We start from the raw sequence: 21,538 nt of genomic DNA on the forward strand, positions 1-21,538 counted from the left end.
CGCAGAAGACTTTTCGGAAAGGTGGAGACGAATATGGAAATGCATGATCTGTGTGCAATTGCAGCAGGTGAGGCCCGCTGTGTACTTGCAACGGCGGTCAAGGTGGAAGGTCATGCTTACCGTAAGCAGGGAGTCTCTATGCTCTTGACCGAAGATGGCAGAATGTATGGCAGCATAAGCCCAGGATGTCTCGAAAGTGACCTGCAAGCACGTGTTAAACATGTGCTGGACACGGGACACCTGGCATTTGCCGAATATGACATGCGCCCTGAAGATGATCTCTCTTGGGGAGAAACGATTGGCTGCGGAGGATTGGTCGTCGTCCTGCTGGAACCTGTTTGCGGCGAACTGAGAAGTGCATTAACTGAGATGCAAGCTTGTTTCAAATCCGGTTCAGCGGTGGAGTTTACCCGTTACTTTCAACATAATTATTCCCTTGTTCAGTATGAATGGCATCGAGTTGATTCAATCGATAGGAAACTTGTTCCTTCCATAGACGTAACTCGTATGTCTTTCGATTCATACAGGACAGAAATCGATAAGGACGTAAAATCAACTGAGGCAGAGTACTGGAACCTGCCTTTGCAGATAACGACCCTATACACTGCTAAACCGCGTCTTATTATAATCGGGGCGGGAAATGATGCCATACCTGTTGCCAGGCTTGCGAGGGTATCTGGATTTCATGTCATCATTGCGGATTGGAGAGAGGGTCTGTGTACGTCCGACCGGTTTCCGGATGCAGATCTCGTTCCTGGTTTTCCGGCTGAAATCATGTCTGTGCTGAATATACGACGTGGGGATTTCCTCATATTGATGAGTCATCAGTTCCCGCGTGAACGTGAATTCTTGGAGCTGCTGTCGGGAAGCGAGTATGCTTATCTCGGTATTATGGGTTCCAAAACACGGACAGCACGACTATTGAATGATTTACCACCGCCACCGAATCTCCATTCTCCCGTAGGTCTCAGTATCGGGGCAGATGGACCAGAAGAAATCGCCATTAGCATTGCTGCTGAACTGATTGCATGCAAGCGCGCTGCTGAGACCGAAGACTGCTCTGCTCAAAGGGGGATTACGCATGCGATTGACGGGCATTCTGCTCGCCGCAGGTAAGAGTACCCGTCTTGGCCGAGATAAATTAGCAGTGACTATGCCGGATGGGAGAGCTTTGGCGGCCTGGTCGCTTCAAGCGGCACTCGATTCTGAACTGGAACAGGTCATCTGTGTGGTGAAACCGGAGAATTCCTTGGAATGGCTCCCCGAGAATGTACTCCACGCATCAGTGAATTTAGCTAACTATAGGAGCGAGACTAAGCTCCGAATTGCTCTCAGTACAGAATATTCTTCTGGTATGGCCGCATCTCTTCAATGTGGCCTCAAGGAAGCCAAGGAATACGGGGCAGAAGGTGTAATGATTCTTTTGGCGGACCAGCCTTTAATAAGGGCGCAGGATATTAACCAGGTTTCGGCAGCACTTGCAGTGAACAAACAGTCTGATTATGCAGCTGCTGCGGACGGCCAAGGGCGGAAGCCTCCTGTTGCCTTTCGCTTTCATATGTTTGAACACCTCCTTGCTCTTGTCGGAGATGAGGGTGCGCGGAAGATTATGCGCAATGACACCTTCTCTGGAACTGAGGTGAACTTGCCTGACTTTTGTTTCTGGGACGCTGATACGGAGGCTGAACTGAAACGCATCATGGATTATGTAAATAAATAAGCTCAAATGAAGTAACTTCGACCAAATAACATGCCCCCTCAATTGAATACAACGTAGTCGTAGGTTATCTACTTATCTCTGCTCTCTTAACATAAACAGGTCATCCAGTTCGTTGGTTGGCCTGTTTGTGTCGTTTATATCATTCCAAGCGAGGAGCAGTGTTAGGTATGGTTACTCCTATCATGCATGAAGCACAAAACGCGGAACGTATTTATACATTTATCCAAATTGATGTGAAGCTAATTGACGCTAATCCTATAGTCTCATATGATTTGAAGAATTATCTGGATCCTGTAGGATGAATTATCTTCAGAGTCAGCGCCTATACGGATTGGATCCAGCGTCCTATATTGTGCTTATAAGGAGAGAGGGGATGGAACGATGGTAATACCAGCATATGGGTCAGGAGCGATGCCATCGGTATGGCAGCCGGAAGATCTGGAAGAACTCCGGATGTTGAGGAACAGGTTGAACGGAAGCTTCTGCTACGCCGCAGGTGCAACATTGCTGCGGACCCAGTGGGAAGGCGGTCTTGTACCTTCACCGGAGCATATGATCAGTCTGGCCCGTATTCCAGGAACAAGTGACGTATATATAGATGAAGATCGAATTGTGATCGGAGCCCTGACCCGATTGAATAGATGTATTACGGAGGAATTACTTCATCATCTATCGTTATTACAAGAGGCTGTGAAATCGATAGCTGCGCCATCCATTCGCAATGTAGCGACAATTGGCGGCAACATTGTATCTGGAGTCGGAGATACGTTACCCGCATTGCTCGCATACAACGCAGAACTGCAGTGGATGACGGACGCAGGGTTGGAAATCCGTACACTAGACTCCTGGTTAAAAGGGGGGCGTGACGGCAGTCGAAATCCAAGTGACGTATTAATCTCGATCCAGATCCCGCTGGATAAGTTGCCTGTCTCTGATCCGAAGAACCAAGGGCCTGAAGCGAGAGAAATTGCATTTTACCGCAAGCTGGGCAGGCGAGAGACGTTTAGCGCATCTCTGGTAACCATTGCTTTTCGAGGAGCGATTGATACAGATGGTCGTTGGAAAAAGGTTGCGATCGCTGCTGGCGGAGGGTCAGGTGTGGCCATGCGGTTACCTGCGTCGGAACAGCTGCTGCTTCGCGAAGAAGCTTCGCTTATGCAAGCAGAGCCGCTAGGAAGGACTGCCTCTGAGGAATTTGTGACCTATGGCGATGTCTTTGCAACTGAAGAGTACCGCAAGCAGACTGCTGGTAATTTGCTGGGGGCTGGATTGTGGGAAGCACTATACCGTTGATTCAAATCTTGATCAAAAAAAGGGGAGAGAGACCATGCTGCTGAATCGGAAACATAGCGGAAAACGGTGGCACTTGAGACCGGACGGAATTCCGAAGGTAACAGGACAACTCCAGTATCTGACGGATATGACTCTGCCCGGAATGCTTCATGGAAGAGTTCTGCGCAGCACCTATCCGTATGCTCGCATTCTATCTATAGATACTACAGAAGCAGAGGCCATGGAGGGAGTGTATGCTGTCCTTACCTCCAAAGACGTACCCGGCCTGAATCGTTTTGGAATTGCAACGCCTGACCAGCCTGTATTTTGCGAAGATGTTGTACGTTATGTCGGGGATGCCCTTGCGGCAGTAGCTGCGGATTCCCCGGAACGGGCAGCACTGGCACTCAGTGCAATCCAAGTGGAGTATGAGGAGCTTACCCCGCTGGACAGCACGGATGCAGCTCTCGCTCCTGACGCACCGGAGCTGCATCCACATGGACCGGGCAATGTACTGCATCGCACCGAAATTAAACGCGGGAATGTGGAGCAGGCTTTTGCGGCATGTGAACATATTGTCACGGAAACGTATTATACACCTCGTCAAATGCACGCTTATATGGAGACAGAGGGCGGCCTGTTTGTCCCGGATGACGAGGGAAGGCTTAATGTCTACGCAGCCACGCAGCACGGGTACAAGGACCGGATGCAGCTGGCACGGATTATCGGTTGTCCCGAGGAAGATATCCGTGTTGTATCGTCTCCCATTGGCGGTTCTTTTGGAGGAAAAGACGAACTAAACGTGCAGCCTTATGGCGCACTTCTAGCATTGACCAGCGGACGTCCCGTGAAAATGCACAATTCCCGCAAAGAATCCGTTCGTGCAGGTCTGAAGCGGCACCCGATGAAAATTGAAATGCAGACGGGAATCAGCCGCGAAGGCATCATTCAAGCTCACCGGGTTCGCATTACGGCAGATACAGGAGCGTACGCCACACTTGGAGCGCCTGTGCTGAACTTCTGCACGGAGCATTGTTTAGGCCCTTACTCCATCCCCAATGTGGATGTAGAAGGCTTGTCCGTGTATACCAACAATGGGTTATCAGGTGAATTTCGCGGATTTGGTGGGAATCAGGCTATCTTTGCTGTGGAAGGCCAAATGGATCGACTCGCTGAGATCATGAATATGGACCCATGGGAGTTTCGCAGACGGAACATGAGGGAAAAGGCTGACCCTGGTCCGTTAAATCAGAGAATTCTGACTACAGACGGACTGTCGCAAGTATGGGAAGCCATGGATCGTTCTGAATTATGGCAAAGACATCAGCATCCCCAGGCAGATCCTTCTCTGCCTCCATGGATCAAGCGCGGTGTAGGAGCTGCAATTGCCATGCATGGTGCCGGATTGGGTTACGGGATCCCGGACCCGGCAGGAGGCCGCCTATCCCTTAATTCCGAAGGGAAAATAGAAGTGGCTTTCAGTTACGAAGAATTTGGTCAGGGATTGATCGCTACATTGGAGATCATGCTCTGCGATCTGTTTCAATGCAGTACTTCGGATTTAAATATCATCATTGGCGATACGGATCGGGTTCCTCACAGTGGCTCGAGCACCGCTTCACGTTCCACAACGATGGCCTGGATGGCTTTGCAGAGATTGCAGACCCCTTTCCGTTCCAGAGTCCTATCGGCAGCTTCGGCCTTGTCGGGTATTCCGACTGATGAACTGGTGACAGGACCTGGCGGTGTATGGCGTAAAGGCCAACTGCCAAGTACTGATGTAGAGACGAAATCATTGGGCTTTGTTACTGCCTACTCAGATTTGGCGGGCCAGGGCACAGCGGAAGAATGGGTATTTGATACTTATTTCGATTATCCAACCACGCCAGACCATGTCGTGGGCGGACACTATCTATATACGTATGCAGCGGTTGCCGCAGAGGTAGAGGTGAACACGTTAACCGGAGAAGCCAAATTGCTCGATACACGTCATGTGGTAGCCGCGGGACCCGTCATTAATCCGATGGGCTTCATTGGACAGATCGAAGGTGGAAGTGTGATGGCACTCGGGTTTACGTTAACGGAGGATGCTGTCATGCAGGATAGTCGATATCTTACTACCAATCTGGACACGTATTTGATTCCAACGATTCGGGATATCCATACCAATCTCGAGGTTGAGGCTATTGAAGATCTTCCCGAAGGGGATCCTTTTGGACCTAGAGGGATTGGCGAGATTGGTTCTGTGGCACTCGCTCCGGCAATCACTGCAGCAATTCATCAGGCTACCGGGGTGTGGGTAAACCGATTGCCCGTTCCGCGCGAACAACTGGTTCAATCTCTACATGTACCTTTACAGGAAGGGGTGAGTCCCTCATGAGCAAGCCGCTTGGTAACATCTGGTCAGCAGTAGTGAATGGGGAAGAGAAGCGACTTAACATTGCTCAAACGACTCGGCTGGTGGATGTGCTTCGGACTCATTTGAACCTGACCGGAACCAAGTTGTCCTGTGAAGTTGGACGCTGCGGTGCATGCATGGTGCTTATGGATGGAGAACCGGTCAACTCCTGCCTGATTATGGCTTATCAATGTGAAGGAAGTGAAATTACGACCATTGAAGGGCTTCACGGTGAGCGGGAAGGGAGTCTGCATCCAATACAGCAGGCCTTTGTAGAAGAGGGCGGGTTTCAATGCGGTTATTGTACACCAGGGATGGTCATTGCCACCAAGGCACTGCTTGATCATCATCCCCAGCCTACACAGGAACAGATCGAAACGGGATTATGCGGCAATCTGTGCCGCTGCACCGGATATGGAGGAATTATAAGAGCAGTATGTAAGGCAAGTGAGAGTTGTGAGGAAACGAAGGCTACTTAGCCATGAGGTACAGGTGAGTGATCAGCTCATAATATTTTAATATCAAACGAATAAAAAACCGGACCTGAAGGGATTTCTCAATTCCATCACGTCCGGTCTTTATTTTATGAACAAACATAATAAATATTATGTAAACTTATTATTTTCGATAACCTCCATAAGCCTCATCTATATTGAAGAAGAAGAATATATGAACCAGCATCTACCAACATATTTAAAATTTAAATCAAAATTATGAAATAAATATAACCTACTCTCATGGATTTTCCGCTTCTTTATTTACTGGATAGGGTAGAATTATAATCGTTTTCGAATCTTGATAAAAAAGTAAGACCACTATAAACAAACATCTCGAATTTATCGATTGTATGTTGTTTGGAGAAGTTTGGAATGCGTAAACAAATGTTCCTTTTAATCTTCATCATTCTCGTGTTCTTAATAGCTAAAAGGCATGCTGCACGAAATCAAAGTTGGAGTTACCCTGCAGGTTATCTTTCAAAGAACCAGCTCAATATCGTTGGAAAATGATAAGAATTAGCTCCTTAATAGCGAAGGGGTTAATTCCAAAAAATGATCTTCAGCTGATTATAGATCATTTTCATATGGATTTGCGATGGATTTGGGAGTGCTTTCCATGTATGCTGTTGAAAACTGGAAAGGAAGTGGGAAAAATGGAACGCGAACTGGCGTTGGAAATTGTCAGAGTAACAGAATTGGCTGCGTTAGCTTCAGCCCCCTGGATGGGACGAGGTGATAAGAACAGTGCAGATGAAGCGGCTACTTTGGCCATGCGCGCCATGTTCGATTCCGTGTCCATTCGCGGCACGGTGGTAATCGGTGAAGGAGAAATGGACGAAGCACCCATGTTGTACATCGGCGAGGAAGTGGGTAACGCTGAAGGACCTGAAGTAGACGTTGCTGTAGATCCTCTTGAAGGTACAGAAATTGTGGCCAAGGGACTGAACAACGCTTTATCGGTTATTGCAGTGGCGGGGAAAGGAAACCTGCTCCATGCACCGGACATGTATATGGAGAAACTGGCTGTAGGTCCGGCACTGGTCGGCAAGGTCAGTATCGAAGACCCGGTTGAGGTTACGCTAGAGAAAGCAGCTGCCGCACTGAACAAAAACATTTCGGATCTGACTGTCATGATCCTGGACCGTACACGGCATGAGAGCACGATTAAAACGTTGCGCAAGGTTGGCGTACGGATCAAGTTCCTCAGTGACGGCGATGTAGCGGGTGCCATGGCGCCTGCATTCCCTGAGGCAGGCATTGACTTATACGTTGGTTCTGGCGGAGCTCCTGAAGGCGTGCTGGCTGCAGCAGCACTCTCTTGCCTGGGAGGCGAAATACAAGGCCGCTTAATGCCTGCCAATGCAGACGAGTTCCAGCGATGCCTGCAGATGGGCATTGATAATCCTTACAAAGTCTTAACGATGCAGGACATGATCGGTACCGAAGATGTCATTTTCGCTGCAACCGGTGTAACGCCAGGAGAGATATTGGGCGGTGTGCGTTATCTTGCAGATGACCGTGCCGAGACAGATTCCATTGTCATGCGTGCCAAAACCAAAACGATCCGTTACATTCGCTCCGTGCATTTCCTTCCCAACAAGGAAGTGCTTCACAAGGTACGGAAACTGCAAGCTACGCCGGAACCCTCAGACCGTATCCAAAGCCCGGCTAAAATAGTAGAACAGGCAGAATTTAGCCAATCATCGGTGAATCAGAGTGTGTTGACTTAGACAAAACGGCGCTTTAAAGGTCTAAAAGTCACTGCCAAACCATAGGTTATCTATTAGAATCATCCATAGTTCTTAGGACAAGATTTGTGCTCGTAGATTAATCAAACAGGAAGGGAATCTGCTAATAGAGATCCTCTTCCTGTTTTATGTTAAAAGCATTGACAACGGTTACAACACATGAGAAAATGTACGCGCGTACATAAAAATAATCTTCTACAAATAGTATCGTATTTAAAGGACGTAAGGGGGTGAAATTCGTGGCATCCCGCAAAGAGGTCGCTGACTTGGCAGGAGTCTCCGAAGCTACGGTCTCTCGGGTTCTGAACGGGGTTGGTCCGATCAAAGAGGAGACAAGGCGCAAAGTGTTGGAAGCTTCACAGAAGCTGGGGTATGTGCCGAGTGCCCTTGCACGCAGCTTCGCCAGAAGCAAAAGCGGCAACCTCGGGGTTGTTTTGCCTTATGTTCCGAAAGCGCATTTGTTTTCTGCTTATTTTTTCTCGGAAATGCTAAGTGGTATTGGTAATAAGGCCAGAGACAGCGGTATGGATCTACTGGTTATGTTCAGATCACCAGGTGAAGTCATGAATTATGCGGATCTGTTCCGACGTCAAAAAGTGGACGCCTGCATTATTCTTGGGGCCAGAGACGACCTTGGGGAACTGGCTGCGATGCAGCAGCTGCAAGAGGAAGGTCATCCTTTTTGCGTTATGAATCAACATTTTGCAGGAGAGGCCTTTCTGGAAGTGGATGCTGATCATGTAGAAGGCAGTCGGCTCGCCATTCGTCACCTTACCGATCAGGGTTACCGAAATATTGCTTTTCTCAATGGTCCGGACAGTTATTCCAACAGTCAGGAGCGGCTGCAAGGTGTTCGCGTTGGTTTGCAGGAAGCCGGAATGGAGCTGGATCCCAGCCTGCTGCTTGAGGGGAATTACAGCAGAAGAAGCGGTGTGGAGGCTGCAGCCACGATTGCGGCAAGGCTTGACGAGATCGACGCCGTATTTGCTGCCAACGACCGTATGGCTATTGGTGTTATGCACGGTTTGCGTGAGCGCGGGATTAGGGTGGAGGATTTCCCGGCTTTTGTCGGATATGACGACTCCGATGCTGCCGAGATGGCCGTGCCTCCGCTAACCAGCGTCAGGGTACCTTTTTATGAAATGGGTGAACTGGCCGCATCAAAACTCATACATGGTTCTCTGGATGGAAGCGCTTCAACTAAGGATTCAGATTTTTCATCGGAGTGGCACAGAGAGTTATTGCCTGCAGAGTTAATCGTCAGGGCTTCATCGATTCGTAAGTAGCTTAGAGCATGATTTTAGATTCCAAAGGAGGAAAAGAACATGTCACAACGTCTACGTGTCGGAATGGTAGGATACAAGTTTATGGGGAAGGCCCATAGCAATGCTTATCGCAGTTTGCCCATGTTTTTCCCGTCAGCACCGCTACAGCCTGAAATGGCAGTCATCTGCGGCCGGAATGAAAAAGGTGTCCAGGAAGCAGCGAACCAGTTCGGCTGGTCCGAAAGTGTAACCGACTGGCGTGAATTGGTACAGCGCGATGATATTGATCTGATTGATATTAACGCTCCGAGTGATGCACATAAGGAGATTGCACTGGAAGCAGCCCGTCAGGGTAAACACTTGTTCTGTGAGAAACCGCTGGCCTTGTCGCTTGCCGATTCGAGAGAGATGCTTCAAGCAGCAGAAGATGCTGGTGTTGCCCACATGGTTGGATTCAACTATCGCTTCTCCCCGGCAGTGCAGCTTGCCAAGGAATTGGTTCAGAGCGGTCGCCTGGGTAAGATCTATCACTTCCGCGCATTTTTCCTGCAGGACTGGATCATGGATCCATCATTCCCGCTTGTCTGGCGCCTGCAAAAGGAAGTGGCTGGCTCGGGATCGCACGGCGATCTGGGTGCACACTTAATTGATCTCGCACGCTTCCTTGTTGGGGAGTTCCAAGAAGTCATCGGAATGAGTGAAACGTTCATTAAGGAACGTCCGCTTGCTTCCGAAATGACTGGACTCAGTGCCAAAGGCAGCTCGAATGCGGACGCACCGAAGGGCGAAGTGACAGTGGATGATGCGACATTGTTCCTGGCCAGGTTTGCTGGCGGCGCACTTGGCAGCTTCGAGGCTACACGCTTTGCGGCAGGTCACCGCAGCACTAATTCATTCGAGATCAACGGCAGCCTGGGCAGTGTCCGGTTTGATTTTGAACGAATGAATGAACTGGAAGTGTATTTTACGAAAGATGAAGAGGACGTTCAGGGATTCCGGCGTGTTCTGGCTACAGATCCGGCGCATAAGTATGCCGAGGCCTGGTGGCCAGCAGGACATACCATCGGATTTGAGCATACCTTTACACACGAGATGCTGGAGCTGGTTACAGCCATTTCGGAAGGCCGTCAGCCTTCACCAAGTTTCCATGATGGTGTTGCCTGTCAGGCTGTGCTCGAAGCCGTGGAACGCTCTGTAACAGAACGGCGCTGGGTTTCCCTTGATGAGATGTAAGCAAAGTTTAGCTGTTTATACATGCTAGAGAATTTGAAATGAGAGAAGTCAAATGATCAGCGTGATAGCGATACACAGGCAGGATCTATAAAAACTATCCGAAAGCGAGTGATAAAGCGATGAGTAAGGCACTTATTGTATGGGGCGGCTGGGATGGACATGAACCGGAGCAGGTAGCAGCGATTTTTGAGCGCATTTTGAAGGAAGAACAGTTTGAGGTCGAGGTCTCGAACACATTGGAAGCCTATGCAGATGCCGACAAACTGCTGGGACTCGATCTGATCGTCCCTCTGTGGACGATGGGACAGATTGAACAGGAACTGGTCAACAATGTATCGGCTGCCGTTCAGAGCGGCGTTGGGCTCGCAGGTATTCATGGCGGGATGTGTGATGCGTTCCGGAACAATGTCGATTGGCAGTTCATGACTGGCGGTCAATGGGTTGCACACCCGGGCAATGATGGCGTCGAGTATACGGTAAACATCAAACGCGGTTCAAGTCCGCTGCTGGACCACATTGAAGATTTTCAGGTGAAAAGCGAGCAATACTACCTGCACGTTGACCCTGCGGTTGAAGTACTGGCAACAACTCGTTTCCCGGTCGTGGAAGGTCCCCATTCAGCGAATGGGCCAGTGGATATGCCGGTAGTATGGACGAAGCGTTGGGGTGCTGGCCGTGTGTACTACAACTCGCTTGGTCATCATGCGGATATTGTAGAGATGCAGCAAGTCACCGAAATGATGCGCAGTGGCTTCAAATGGGCTGCAGCAGGCAAAGCAGTTGCCAATAATACTACAGGCAAAAAAGCTGAAGTGTACACAGGCATGGCCGATAATCAGACTTAATTTCCTTTACTTTTTGTGATAAACCAAGTGACATACGTACATGAACACATCTTGACCAGCATTCTACAATTCCGATCCGTTTGAAGGGAGTCCACCCGCATGAAAACAATGAAAGTAGGCATTATTGGCTGTGGTAAAATCAGCAGTATTTATATGGAAAACTGTCACCGATTCGAAATCTTAGATCTGGTTGCCGTGGCGGATATTGACCGCAAGAGGGCTGAAGAGCAGGCAGCAGCCTATAACGTTCCGAATGTATACACGGTTGATGAGATGTTGGCCAATCCGGAGATTGAACTGATCATCAATTTAACGATTCCTGCTGTCCACGCAGATGTATGTTTACGCTCTCTTGAAGCGGGAAAACACGTCTACGTCGAAAAACCACTCGCCGTTACACGCGAGGAAGGGCAGGCTGTTCTGGAAACAGCCAAGCGCAAAGGATTGCTGGTAGGCTGCGCACCTGAAACTTTCTTCGGATCAGGCATTCAGACCTCACTCAAACTGGTTGAAGATGGCGTTATTGGCAAACCTGTAGCTTCTACGGCTTTCATGATGAGCCGAGGGCATGAACACTGGCATCCTGATCCGGAATTCTACTACGCTTCAGGCGGCGGACCGATGTTCGATATGGGGCCTTACTATCTGACAGCATTAGTGCAGCTGCTGGGTCCGATCAGCTCCATTGCTGGCATGACAGGAAAAGCGATGGAAGAGCGGACAATCACAAGTGAGAAAAAGAGAGGGCAGACCATCCCCGTTGATATTCCAACGCATGTGGCAGGACTATTGCAGTTCGAGCAGGGTGCCATTGGCACGCTGATTACGAGCTTTGATGTTTTCGGGGGAAGCGCACTGCCACCGATTGAGATCTATGGCACGCACGGCACGCTGCAGGTACCCGATCCTAACACATTTGGCGGCCCTGTACGTTACCGTTTGCTGGGTGAGCACGAGTGGACGGAGGTTCCTCTTCTTCCGGGCTATCAGGAAAATACACGCGGAATTGGTGTAGCTGATATGGCGTATGCTGCTAACAGCGGCCGCGCTCACCGAGCGAGCGGAGAGCTTGCCTACCATGTGCTTGAAGCAATGTGGGCATTCCATGACTCTTCCGATGAGCAGACTTTCTATAAAATGAGAAGCACCTGTCAGCGTCCTGCTGCTCTGCCAGAAGGTTTGGCTCTGTATAGTCTTGATCAATAGTTTTAGATATGCAGCATGAATACAAATCAAATAGCCCTGTCTTCCGCTCAAGGAAGCAGGGCTTTTCGTTCACTTTGATCTTTCAAATTGATCGTATAAACCACATTTAAGGCTCAAATCCTGCCTGACTGATCCAGATCTCATGTTCAGCAAAATGCTCTTTCATCCGTTCCTCGACGATCTGATAGGCCTCAGGTTGATACCAGTCTTCTACGCCTAACTCCTGATAGAGCGACTCCATGCCCAATCTGCGCGTGCGTTTCCCTTGACTGCCATCGCCCATGAAGTAATCATCGATACATACACGCTGAACCAGAGGCCGAAGGAGGGAAGGAAAGTTATCGCTGCTCGGAAGTACAGGGGCAATCGCAACCTGAGTAGCTATACCTGCATCCCTTAGTTTTTCCAATGCATGTAATCTACCAGGAATGGGTGGTGCAGCCGGACTAAAGTGTTTGCGAATATCATCCCGATCCGTCTCAATCGTCATGCTGACACGCACACGGTCACCTAATTGCTGCAGCAGGTCCATATCCCGTGTGACGAGAGGACTGCGGGTTTGAACCAGAATGAAATTCGGAGGATGCTGTATCATCACTTCAAGCAGTGAACGTGTAATTTGCTCCTTATATTCGACAGGCTGATATGGATCGGTACTGGATGACATAAAGATGGTGACTTTACCTTTGGAGCGAGCACGTTTCAACTCTTTGGCAAGTACGCTGGCAGCTTCCTGCTTCACATCAACCCAGCTTCCCCAATCCTGCTTGCGGAACAAAGAAACGGGCATTTGCCTGACGTAACAGTAAGAGCATCCAAAAGAACAGCCTGTATAGGGATTTAGCGTGTGCGTATATCCGTTAAGGAAACCGGTCCCTTTGTTCAACAGGGTCTTTGGTGTTTTATATAAATATTGGGTCTTCATCATTGCTGTTGCTCCTGTTCCCGGTAATGAGCAGGTGTCTCCCCTGTAAGCTTGCGAAACACGGCACTGAAATAGGCCGGATTCGTTATGCCTACTTGGCGACCGATATCTGAAATCGAGAGCGTAGTGCTCACAAGCAATTTTTTCGCTTCGGTCATCCGTGTGTTCTGAATATATTGCACCGGAGTTATGCCCGTAATCCGCTTGAACACACGATGGAGATGATACGGGCTACCATGGCTAATCTGGGCAAGAATATCCAGAGTAAGAGATTCTGAATAATGATGGGCAATGTAATTTGTTACAACGGAAACCCATTCCTGATCAGGAACACGCTGTCCTGTAGGTTTGCAGCGTTTGCATGGTCTGAATCCTTGTGCCAGTGCATCTTCAGGATGATGGAAACCCAGCACATTTTCGTATTTCGGATCTTTGGATTTGCATGAAGGTCGGCAAAAAATACCTGTCGTCCTGACACCATAATAAAATTTCCCGTCATAGGAAGCATCATTGCTGATAATGGCTATCCATTGCGTTTCATCTAATGAAAAAGAAGGGAACTCTTGTTTATCCCGAAGCTTCATAGGGATCACCTCACGACACATTATACCCTTGTACGAAAGATGTTCAACCAATTCTCGCATGAAATAGCAAGATCTCAATGGCAAGCAGACAACTATCCTTTCCGTTCAAAGGAATGAAATATGCTACAATGAGCAGGATGATGTACATGCGAAATTCATTCACGAAAGAGGTAGGTAATAATGGTTCGTTTCGGAGTTGTAGGTACTAACTGGATTACAGAACGGCTTCTTGAAGCTGCAGCACATGTGAAAGGATTCGAATTAACAGCTGTCTACTCACGGACAGAGGACAAGGCGAATGCATTTGCAGATCAATATAACGCCAAGCATCGATTCACTGACCTGGAGGAGATGGCAGCGAGTGACACGATTGATGCGGTCTATATTGCTACACCCAATACATACCATGCTGATCAGACGGCGCTGTTTCTGAGAAACGGCAAGCATGTATTATGCGAGAAGCCACTTGCAGCCAATGCTGCAGAGGTTTCTCATGTGATTAACACAGCTCGCGATAACAACGTTTTGCTAATGGAAGCGATGAAGTCAACGCTGGCTCCCACCTTCAAAATGGTACAGGCCCACCTGCACAAAATTGGACCTGTGCGCAAATATATCGCGGGGTACTGTCAGTATTCATCCCGTTACGACAAGTACAAAGAGGGAATTGTGCTCAATGCATTCAAGCCAGAATTTGCGAACGGCGCATTAATGGATCTTGGAGTGTACTGTCTGTACCCGCTAATCACCTTGTTTGGTGCACCAAATCAGGTTCAAGCTCAGGCCATCATGCTGGATTCAGGTGTCGACGGACAGGGCAGTGTACTTCTAGGCTATGAAGGGATGGAAGCCGTGGTGACTTACTCCAAGATCTCCAACTCTCATGTGCCAAGTGAAATTATGGGAGAGCGCGGCAGCATGATCATTGATAAAATCGGATCCCCCGAACACGCGGAAATACGTTACAATGACGGTACGGTTGAACTGTTGACAGCCGAGCAGACCTATCCAGCCATGTATTACGAGGTGGAGGAATTCGTTAACCTCGTTCAGCAGGGGAAACAGGAATCCGAGATGAACAGCTATGAACGTTCCTATGCCACCATGCAGGTAATGGATCAGATCCGCAAGCAGATTGGTCTGGTTTTCCCGAACGATTAATGGAATAACAGGAAAGTGAGCTGAGACGAGATGAGTAGAGAAGAGCAGCAAGAGAACAAGAGTTTAGGTCTTGAACTGGAGAAGATTATTTTTATTGGACGAACGTATGAGGAATATATGTCAATGTTCAACCTTACAGCAGAAGATCTCCATGGCAGATCCATTCTGGACTGTCCGGGAGGGGCTTGTTCATTCAGCAGCCATGCCCGCAGGCAAGGTGTAGATTCCATGGCAGCAGATATTGCATACGAACACGAAATCGACCAATTGGAACTGAAAGGGCAGCAGGACGTTGAACACACCATCGAGCAATTGGAACAGGTGCGTGACAGATACAGATGGGACTATTTTGGTTCAATAGATGGCCTGAAGCAAGCAAGAATGAGTGCACTTCGGGATTGTACGGCAGATATGAGGAGCTTTCCCTTGCAGTATGTATATGCAGAGCTTCCCGTGCTGCCTTTCACGGACGAACAATTTGATATGACGTTATCTGCACATTTCCTGTTTACGTATGCAGATCGATTGGACTTCAGCTTCCATGAGCGAACCATTCTTGAATTGCTGCGCGTAACAAGACAAGAGCTGCGAATTTTCCCTACAGTCGACTTGTCCGGGAATCGCTATGAACATATGGACAAGATCATGTCCTTTCTGAAGAACCTTGGATTCAGTGTTACAGAAGTCAGCACGACGTATGAATTTCAGCAAGGAGCCCATACGATGCTCAAAATTACAAAACCTGTATCCTGAGTGATGTGATAGCAGCTGTTCCATCCTTGAAACACAGGTTAACTGTTGCGTTACGGGGTATATTTGTTGTAATACTGCAAACCTCGCTATAATATACGAAACACCAGAAGAGGGTAGGAGGTCTATCGGATGAAAAAGGTACTCATTCTTGGCGGGACGCGCTTTTTCGGCAAACGTCTGGTCGATCATTTGCTGTGGGAAGGAAAATCGCAAATTACCGTTGCGACGCGCGGCAAAACGAACGTGGACTTCGGGCCGGAAGTGAACCGGATCAAGATGGATCGGGAGGATCCGCAATCTCTAGCTGAAGTGGCACAGATTGACCAGTGGGATGTGGTGTATGATAACATCTGTTACTCACCGAATGCGGCGAAGTCGGCGTGTGAGGCTTTTGCGGGACGTACCCAAAGATATGTACTTACATCAACGCTATCCGTTTATGGCGATCCCAAACCGGGATTCACGGAAGAGGATTTTGATCCGTACACGTATCCCGTGCAATACGGTAGCCACGAGGACTTCTCCTATGGAGAGGGCAAGCGGCTAGCGGAGGCTGTGTTTTTTCAGGAAGCGAGTTTCCCTGTCGTGGCAATGAGAATTCCAATTGTTCTCGGTATCGACGACTACACGAGAAGACTGCATTTTCATATTGAACATGTGCAAAAAGGAAGGCCAATTGGCATGCCGAATCCGGACGCCGAGATTGGATTTATCAATTCCACGGAAGCAGCCAGATTTCTCGCCTGGTTGGGGCATTCGTCGATTACCGGACCTGTAAACGCCGCTTCGAAAGGCTCGATTACGCTGTCTGCCATGATGAATCTGATTGAGACAGTCACAGGCATGCAGTCCCAAGTGTTACGCGAAACCGTTCAGGAGGATATGTCGCCCTTCGGTATCTCGGAATCATGGACGATGGATACAACCAAGGCAGAGCATGCGGGATATACCTTTGAAGCACTGATGGACTGGTTTCCGGGTCTCGTACGTGAAGTGGCACTGGCGCTGCAATCCGAAGGTTAAATTTGGTATATAAGCATAAAGGTAAAACAGGACGCATGGGAGTGAGTAACTCCTTGGCGTCCTGTATTTTTTATACTACTTAAAGTCCAGATATACGAAGCCTATCATGATCCCAATGGTTTCGATTGCCCTAATGGTACGGAAGCTGAAGCACGGATACGCAGTTCGGATGGGAGAATGACCGTTTGCGGATCAGTCGGTGCGGTTCCTTCAATTCTGTCGATTAGCATATGCATGCCTTTGGCTCCAAAATCATAGGCAGGCTGCGCTGCTACAGTGAGGAAAGGATCAAAAGCAGAAGCCAGATCCAGATCATCAAAACAGACGACGGAGATATCTTCCGGTACACGCAGCCCTCTTTTACGCAGCAGACGAATGACCCCAATCGCGAGCATATTATTTGCTGCAAAAATAGCCGTTGGCTTATCCGGCTGCATAAGTAACTGCTCCATTCCAGCCTCATCACTGAAATCACGATAGCCTGTCCGAAGGACAAGCTTCGCATCAACCTTAATCCCTGCTTCACGTAACCCCTCAGCATAGCCCTCTTCACGTAATCTTGCCGTAGAAACCTCGAAAGAGCCGTTAACGAGTGCAATGCGGCGGTGACCCAGTTCCGTCAGATATCGGATCAATAGAAGTGCACCTTGCCGGCTGTCCCCCGCAATGACATCCGATGTGATCCCTGGTACGGTCCTATCCAAGATCACAAACGGGATGTTTCTCTCATGTAACTGCTGCAGATGATCGAGGGAACGGTCGCCCGCAGGGGCAAACAGGACTCCGTCTACACGCGTTGACAGAATCGTCTCCACATAGTTCTTCTCCTTGTTGTAATCTTCATCACTATTCCCAAACAACAGACGATATCCACGAGCGTTAGCTGCATCCTCGGCTCCGCGTGCGAGTGTCGTATAAAATGGATTGGTAATATCGGTAATCAGCAGAGATAACATCTGTGTTCGCTGAAGTACAAGGCTGCGTGCATTCGAATTGGGGATATACCCGAGTTCATCAATAACCTGCTGTACGCGTTCCCTGGTGGCCGTGCTGATGCGACCTGTTTGATTAATCACTTTGGAGACCGTCATGGCAGAAACGTTGGCTTTCTTGGCAATATCATAAATCGTGATCAATAGAATCTAACCTCTCATAACATAGTCTTACCATTCTATAGGATAATGCCGATTGACAGCAATATGGGCGCGTGCTATGTTAGGGTTACCGATAACCCAAAGTGAAAAACGAACCATTTTTCAGCAAATCCTTTCACAGTACTCATTCTTTTTTTGCTTTATACATCCGTTTCTGCTGAGAGACAGGACTGCATTATGGTGATCCATACATAAAGTGGACTCTTGTTCAATTAAAAAAATGTAAACGCATTCATCCAATAAGTTGCTCTCTTGTCCAGGACAGGCGCACCAATGGGTATCGGGATTATATCGTCATGGTCTGACCGCTTTAACTGCATCCTGAAAGACAAACGTGAAATCAATTCGTACCTATCCAGAAACCACTTGAAGGAGGACGTTTTAGTATGACACATCAGGATTACCGTTATAAACAGGCTTTTCCCAAGATTGGTATTCGTCCCACCATTGACGGCAGACGCAAGGGAGTACGTGAATCCCTGGAGGAACAAACGATGCGCATGGCAACATCGGTAGCTGAGCTGCTTACGGCAGAACTTCGTTATCCGGACGGCTCCCCGGTCGAATGCGTCGTTGCCGAATCCTGTATTGGCGGTGTAGCCGAAGCAGCTGCGGCGGCAAAGCTGTTCAATCGTTCGAATGTTGGTGTCACCATTACGGTTACCCCATGCTGGTGTTATGGTACGGAAACGATGGATATGTCTCCATCCATACCTACGGCCATCTGGGGTTTTAACGGTACGGAACGGCCTGGCGCAGTCTATCTGGCAGCCGTACTCTCTGCCCATGCTCAGAAGGGGATTCCGGCGTTCGGAATCTATGGGGAGGATGTTCAGGATGGCGGGGATACGACCATTCCAGATGACGTCCGTGAGAAATTGCTTCGCTTCAGCCGGGCGGGTCTTGCAGCCGCTACGATGAAGGGGCGGGCCTATCTGTCCATTGGCTCGGTATCCATGGGGATTGCCGGATCCATTGTGAACGATTCCTTTTTCCAGGAATATCTCGGCATGAGGAACGAATATGTGGACATGAGCGAGCTGACCCGGCGGATTGAGGAAGAAATCTATGATCCGGAAGAGTATAAGTTGGCACTGGCTTGGGTGAAAGAGAATTGCATTGAAGGACCGGATAACAACCCGACCCATCTGCAAACAGACCGCAAGCGGAAAGAGTATGAATGGGAAACTGTCGTGAAAATGACTCAGATCGTACGTGATCTGATGGCCGGCAATCCGAGATTGGCAGAACTCGGTTTTACAGAAGAATCGATGGGTCATCACGCGATTGTATCCGGCTTCCAGGGGCAGCGGCAGTGGACGGATCATTCGCCTAATGGCGATTTCCTGGAGTCGATCCTGAATTCATCCTTTGACTGGAATGGCAAGCGCTCCCCTTATCTGGTCGCCACAGAAAATGACAGCCTGAATGGTGTGTCCATGCTGTTCGGTTCACTGCTCACTCATACAGCCCAGATTTTTGCAGATGTACGGACGTATTGGAGTCCGGACTCGGTAGCACGGGTAACAGGACATCAATTGGAAGGAAAAGCGAAAGACGGAATTCTCCACTTGATCAATTCGGGCTCCGCGGCACTCGATGGTACTGGACAGCAATCCAGAGACGGTAATCCTGCTCTGAAGCCTTTCTGGGAGATTACAGATGAAGAAGTTCAGAACTGTCTACAAGCGACATCGTGGAGACCTGCCTCAGTCGAATATTTCAGAGGGGGCGGTTACTCCGCTGACTTCCTGACCAAAGGCGGTATGCCCGTCACGATGACACGTCTCAATCTGGTTAAGGGTCTAGGTCCTGTACTGCAGCTCGCGCAGGGTTACACCGTGGATCTGCCTGATGAAGTGCATAATACGCTGGACCAGCGGACGGATCCGACCTGGCCATCAACATGGTTTGCTCCGATTTTAACAGGAACAGGCGCATTTACCTCCGTTTATGAAGTCATGAACCAATGGGGCGCCAACCACGGCTCGATCTCATACGGTCACATCGGAGCAGATCTCCTAACCCTGGCTTCAATCTTGCGGATTCCGGTGAGTATGCACAATGTTCCGGAGTCCGAGATATTCCGTCCACGGGCATGGGGGTTATTCGGGACAAGTGAACCGGAGAGTGCAGATTATCGTGCTTGCAGCGTGTTTGGACCTTTATACCGTTAGACGATCCTGTCAGACGCCATATTCTGCCTAATCAGAATATGGCGTTCTTCCAAAGGAGGAGGCAAGAGAGATGGGAAATAAGGCAAACCATGTGCTTGCTGCTGACTATGGTGCCGGAAGCGGCCGGGTGGTCAGGGGAAGTTTTGACGGTGAGATGCTTGCGTTACAGGAAATACATCGATTCAGTAACGATCCCGTTCAGCTTGCGGACGGATTGTACTGGGATTTCTTAAGACTGTTCCATGAACTGAAACATGGCATTGTAAAGGGCACTCAGGGATTAACTCACCCGGTGCGTTCCATTGCCGTGGACACATGGGGTGTTGATTATGGCTTGGTGGATGGAGCAGGAAGATTGTGCGGGAACCCACGTCATTACCGGGAATCACGTAATGCCGATTGGATGAAAGAGACGCTGCGTATCGTTAATGAAGAAGATCTGTATACCATGTCCGGCGTCCTGCCTCAGCAGATTAATACGGTGTTTCAATTGGTTGGAAGCTTACGGGAAAATGCTGAATTACGTCCGGATATACGGATGTTATTCATGCCGGATCTGTTTCACTTTTATCTCTCGGGACAGCAGGCCTGTGAATATACCATTGCCAGCACAAGCGGACTTTTGCATGCCGGAGAGGACCGCTGGAATGAATCCTTGTTTAGCCGCCTCGGTTTACCTGAAACACTTTTCCCACCCATTGTTCGGCCAGGCACTGTGCTGGGACGATTAACAGATGATCTGTGCGCAGAGTTAAGAATCGAACCCATGCAAGTCATATCGGTGGGCTCTCATGATACAGCTTCAGCACTTGCAGCCATTCCTGCGTCAGATCCGAATTTTGCCTTTATCAGCTGTGGAACATGGTCATTAATGGGCATGGAACGCGACTCCCCAGTACTCGATGAACGCAGCCGAGGACTTGGATTCACCAATGAAGGGACGGTCAGTGGCAAGACAAGAATTTTGAAGAATCGGTCAGGTCTATGGCTTCTGCAGGAGTGCAAAAGGCAGTGGGAACGGGAAAATCATATTTTCAGTCATCAGGAGCTGGTTGACCTCGCAGCATCGGCTCCAGCGCTACAAAGCTTTATCCTGCCGGGGGATGCGATATATCTAACGCCTGGTGATATGCCTGAACGAATACGCCAGCAGTGCAGTGCCACCAAGCAAGTTGCTCCAGAATCAATTGGAGCGATTGTACGCTGCATTTTGGAAAGCCTGGCTCTGGAATTCAGGCAGACTCTGGATGAACTTGAACTTGTCACGGGGAGCCGGCCGAGCGTTATTCACATGGTAGGCGGAGGTGTTCAGAATCGTTTACTGTGTCAGTTTACAGCGAATTCCACCGGTATTCCTGTGGTAGCAGGGCCAGTGGAGGCAACTGCCGCCGGGAATTGCATGGTGCAATTCCTGGCACATGGCGAGGTAAGAAGTTTGTCTGAGGTCCGGGAGATTGCCGCCGCTTCCTTCACTCTGGAAACCTATGAGCCAGAGAATAGCCCGCTATGGCAGGAAGCCTATGAAATCTATCAAAAACTGAATGGGCGGTTAACGAAGGGATTGAAATAAAAAGAAG

Annotated in this window: 18 protein-coding genes; 15 read left to right on the forward strand and 3 right to left on the reverse strand. The window is 49.1% G+C overall.

Annotation, left to right across the window (positions count from 1 at the left end):
- Positions 1-33 precede the first annotated feature (33 nt).
- The 10 genes from AC3RCI_RS14735 to AC3RCI_RS14780 all read left to right on the forward strand — a co-directional run bounded on the left by AC3RCI_RS14735 (position 34) and on the right by AC3RCI_RS14780 (position 12,184).
- Complete coding sequence (locus AC3RCI_RS14735; RefSeq protein ID WP_492529742.1) at positions 34-1,116, forward strand: XdhC family protein; 1,083 nt, start codon at positions 34-36, stop codon at positions 1,114-1,116.
- Complete coding sequence (locus tag AC3RCI_RS14740; protein WP_492473050.1) at positions 1,082-1,720, forward strand: nucleotidyltransferase family protein; 639 nt, start codon at positions 1,082-1,084, stop codon at positions 1,718-1,720. Before AC3RCI_RS14735 ends, AC3RCI_RS14740 begins: the two co-directional genes overlap by 35 nt.
- 381 nt (positions 1,721-2,101) lie before the next feature.
- Positions 2,102-3,013 (forward strand): FAD binding domain-containing protein, encoded by a 912-nt coding sequence (locus tag AC3RCI_RS14745; RefSeq protein WP_492529744.1) that lies wholly within the window; start codon positions 2,102-2,104, stop codon positions 3,011-3,013.
- A 34-nt stretch (positions 3,014-3,047) separates the two neighbouring features.
- Positions 3,048-5,372, forward strand: coding sequence for a xanthine dehydrogenase subunit D (gene pucD / locus AC3RCI_RS14750; RefSeq protein ID WP_492529746.1), 2,325 nt, complete (start codon positions 3,048-3,050; stop codon positions 5,370-5,372).
- Positions 5,369-5,869 carry a (2Fe-2S)-binding protein gene (locus AC3RCI_RS14755; RefSeq protein ID WP_492529748.1) on the forward strand — a complete coding sequence of 167 codons (501 nt, stop codon included), beginning with the start codon at positions 5,369-5,371 and terminating at the stop codon, positions 5,867-5,869. Before pucD ends, AC3RCI_RS14755 begins: the two co-directional genes overlap by 4 nt.
- A 671-nt stretch (positions 5,870-6,540) precedes the next feature.
- Entirely contained in the window at positions 6,541-7,617 is a 1,077-nt protein-coding gene (gene glpX / locus AC3RCI_RS14760) for a class II fructose-bisphosphatase (protein ID WP_095287732.1), read from the forward strand.
- 257 nt (positions 7,618-7,874) lie between these two features.
- Complete coding sequence (locus AC3RCI_RS14765) at positions 7,875-8,921, forward strand: LacI family DNA-binding transcriptional regulator (RefSeq protein WP_483312565.1); 1,047 nt, start codon at positions 7,875-7,877, stop codon at positions 8,919-8,921.
- A gap of 39 nt (positions 8,922-8,960) precedes the next feature.
- Positions 8,961-10,133 (forward strand): Gfo/Idh/MocA family protein, encoded by a 1,173-nt coding sequence (locus tag AC3RCI_RS14770; protein ID WP_127540147.1) that lies wholly within the window; start codon positions 8,961-8,963, stop codon positions 10,131-10,133.
- Between the two features lie 119 nt (positions 10,134-10,252).
- Positions 10,253-10,978, forward strand: coding sequence for a ThuA domain-containing protein (locus AC3RCI_RS14775; RefSeq protein ID WP_390580815.1), 726 nt, complete (start codon positions 10,253-10,255; stop codon positions 10,976-10,978).
- Between the two features lie 99 nt (positions 10,979-11,077).
- Positions 11,078-12,184, forward strand: coding sequence for a Gfo/Idh/MocA family protein (locus AC3RCI_RS14780; protein ID WP_492529750.1), 1,107 nt, complete (start codon positions 11,078-11,080; stop codon positions 12,182-12,184).
- Between the two features lie 106 nt (positions 12,185-12,290).
- On the opposite strand, the gene AC3RCI_RS14785 is transcribed toward AC3RCI_RS14780, so the two are convergent.
- Both AC3RCI_RS14785 and AC3RCI_RS14790 read right to left on the reverse strand, forming a co-directional pair.
- Entirely contained in the window at positions 12,291-13,109 is an 819-nt protein-coding gene (locus AC3RCI_RS14785) for an SPL family radical SAM protein (protein ID WP_492529913.1), read from the reverse strand.
- Complete coding sequence (locus tag AC3RCI_RS14790) at positions 13,109-13,693, reverse strand: bifunctional transcriptional activator/DNA repair enzyme AdaA (protein ID WP_492529752.1); 585 nt, start codon at positions 13,691-13,693, stop codon at positions 13,109-13,111. Before AC3RCI_RS14790 ends, AC3RCI_RS14785 begins: the two co-directional genes overlap by 1 nt.
- A gap of 180 nt (positions 13,694-13,873) precedes the next feature.
- On the opposite strand from AC3RCI_RS14790, the gene AC3RCI_RS14795 reads away from it, so the two are divergent.
- The 3 genes from AC3RCI_RS14795 to AC3RCI_RS14805 all read left to right on the forward strand — a co-directional run bounded on the left by AC3RCI_RS14795 (position 13,874) and on the right by AC3RCI_RS14805 (position 16,630).
- Positions 13,874-14,854, forward strand: a complete 981-nt coding sequence (locus tag AC3RCI_RS14795) for a Gfo/Idh/MocA family protein (RefSeq protein WP_492529754.1) — start codon at positions 13,874-13,876, stop codon at positions 14,852-14,854.
- 30 nt (positions 14,855-14,884) lie between these two features.
- On the forward strand, positions 14,885-15,607 hold the full coding sequence (locus AC3RCI_RS14800) for an SAM-dependent methyltransferase (protein ID WP_492529756.1): 723 nt from the start codon (positions 14,885-14,887) through the stop codon (positions 15,605-15,607).
- A gap of 129 nt (positions 15,608-15,736) precedes the next feature.
- A complete protein-coding gene (locus tag AC3RCI_RS14805; RefSeq protein ID WP_492529758.1) occupies positions 15,737-16,630 on the forward strand; it encodes an NAD-dependent epimerase/dehydratase family protein in 894 nt (297 codons plus the stop codon).
- Between the two features lie 104 nt (positions 16,631-16,734).
- Here AC3RCI_RS14805 and AC3RCI_RS14810 read toward each other — a convergent pair whose 3' ends face one another.
- Entirely contained in the window at positions 16,735-17,766 is a 1,032-nt protein-coding gene (locus AC3RCI_RS14810; protein ID WP_492525140.1) for a LacI family DNA-binding transcriptional regulator, read from the reverse strand.
- Positions 17,767-18,170: 404 nt separating this feature from the next.
- Between AC3RCI_RS14810 and AC3RCI_RS14815 the strand changes: the two genes are divergently transcribed.
- Positions 18,171-19,961: an L-fucose isomerase gene (locus AC3RCI_RS14815; protein WP_492525142.1), complete on the forward strand. Its 1,791-nt coding sequence runs from the start codon at positions 18,171-18,173 to the stop codon at positions 19,959-19,961.
- A gap of 70 nt (positions 19,962-20,031) precedes the next feature.
- Positions 20,032-21,531: a rhamnulokinase gene (locus AC3RCI_RS14820; RefSeq protein WP_492525144.1), complete on the forward strand. Its 1,500-nt coding sequence runs from the start codon at positions 20,032-20,034 to the stop codon at positions 21,529-21,531.
- Positions 21,532-21,538 lie beyond the last annotated feature (7 nt).

The sequence above is a fragment of the Paenibacillus sp. MT124 genome, from assembly GCF_058792755.1.

Coding starts and splice junctions, on each gene's coding strand:
- AC3RCI_RS14780 (WP_492529750.1), top strand. CDS start 11,078: ATGAAAACAATGAAAGTAGGCATTATTGGCTGTGGTAAAATCAGCAGT.
- AC3RCI_RS14775 (WP_390580815.1), top strand. CDS start 10,253: ATGAGTAAGGCACTTATTGTATGGGGCGGCTGGGATGGACATGAACCG.
- pucD (WP_492529746.1), top strand. CDS start 3,048: ATGCTGCTGAATCGGAAACATAGCGGAAAACGGTGGCACTTGAGACCG.
- AC3RCI_RS14785 (WP_492529913.1), bottom strand. CDS start 13,109: ATGAAGACCCAATATTTATATAAAACACCAAAGACCCTGTTGAACAAA.
- AC3RCI_RS14755 (WP_492529748.1), top strand. CDS start 5,369: ATGAGCAAGCCGCTTGGTAACATCTGGTCAGCAGTAGTGAATGGGGAA.
- AC3RCI_RS14735 (WP_492529742.1), top strand. CDS start 34: ATGGAAATGCATGATCTGTGTGCAATTGCAGCAGGTGAGGCCCGCTGT.
- AC3RCI_RS14820 (WP_492525144.1), top strand. CDS start 20,032: ATGGGAAATAAGGCAAACCATGTGCTTGCTGCTGACTATGGTGCCGGA.
- AC3RCI_RS14790 (WP_492529752.1), bottom strand. CDS start 13,693: ATGAAGCTTCGGGATAAACAAGAGTTCCCTTCTTTTTCATTAGATGAA.
- AC3RCI_RS14800 (WP_492529756.1), top strand. CDS start 14,885: ATGAGTAGAGAAGAGCAGCAAGAGAACAAGAGTTTAGGTCTTGAACTG.
- glpX (WP_095287732.1), top strand. CDS start 6,541: ATGGAACGCGAACTGGCGTTGGAAATTGTCAGAGTAACAGAATTGGCT.
- AC3RCI_RS14815 (WP_492525142.1), top strand. CDS start 18,171: ATGACACATCAGGATTACCGTTATAAACAGGCTTTTCCCAAGATTGGT.
- AC3RCI_RS14740 (WP_492473050.1), top strand. CDS start 1,082: ATGCGATTGACGGGCATTCTGCTCGCCGCAGGTAAGAGTACCCGTCTT.
- AC3RCI_RS14770 (WP_127540147.1), top strand. CDS start 8,961: ATGTCACAACGTCTACGTGTCGGAATGGTAGGATACAAGTTTATGGGG.
- AC3RCI_RS14805 (WP_492529758.1), top strand. CDS start 15,737: ATGAAAAAGGTACTCATTCTTGGCGGGACGCGCTTTTTCGGCAAACGT.
- AC3RCI_RS14795 (WP_492529754.1), top strand. CDS start 13,874: ATGGTTCGTTTCGGAGTTGTAGGTACTAACTGGATTACAGAACGGCTT.
- AC3RCI_RS14745 (WP_492529744.1), top strand. CDS start 2,102: ATGGTAATACCAGCATATGGGTCAGGAGCGATGCCATCGGTATGGCAG.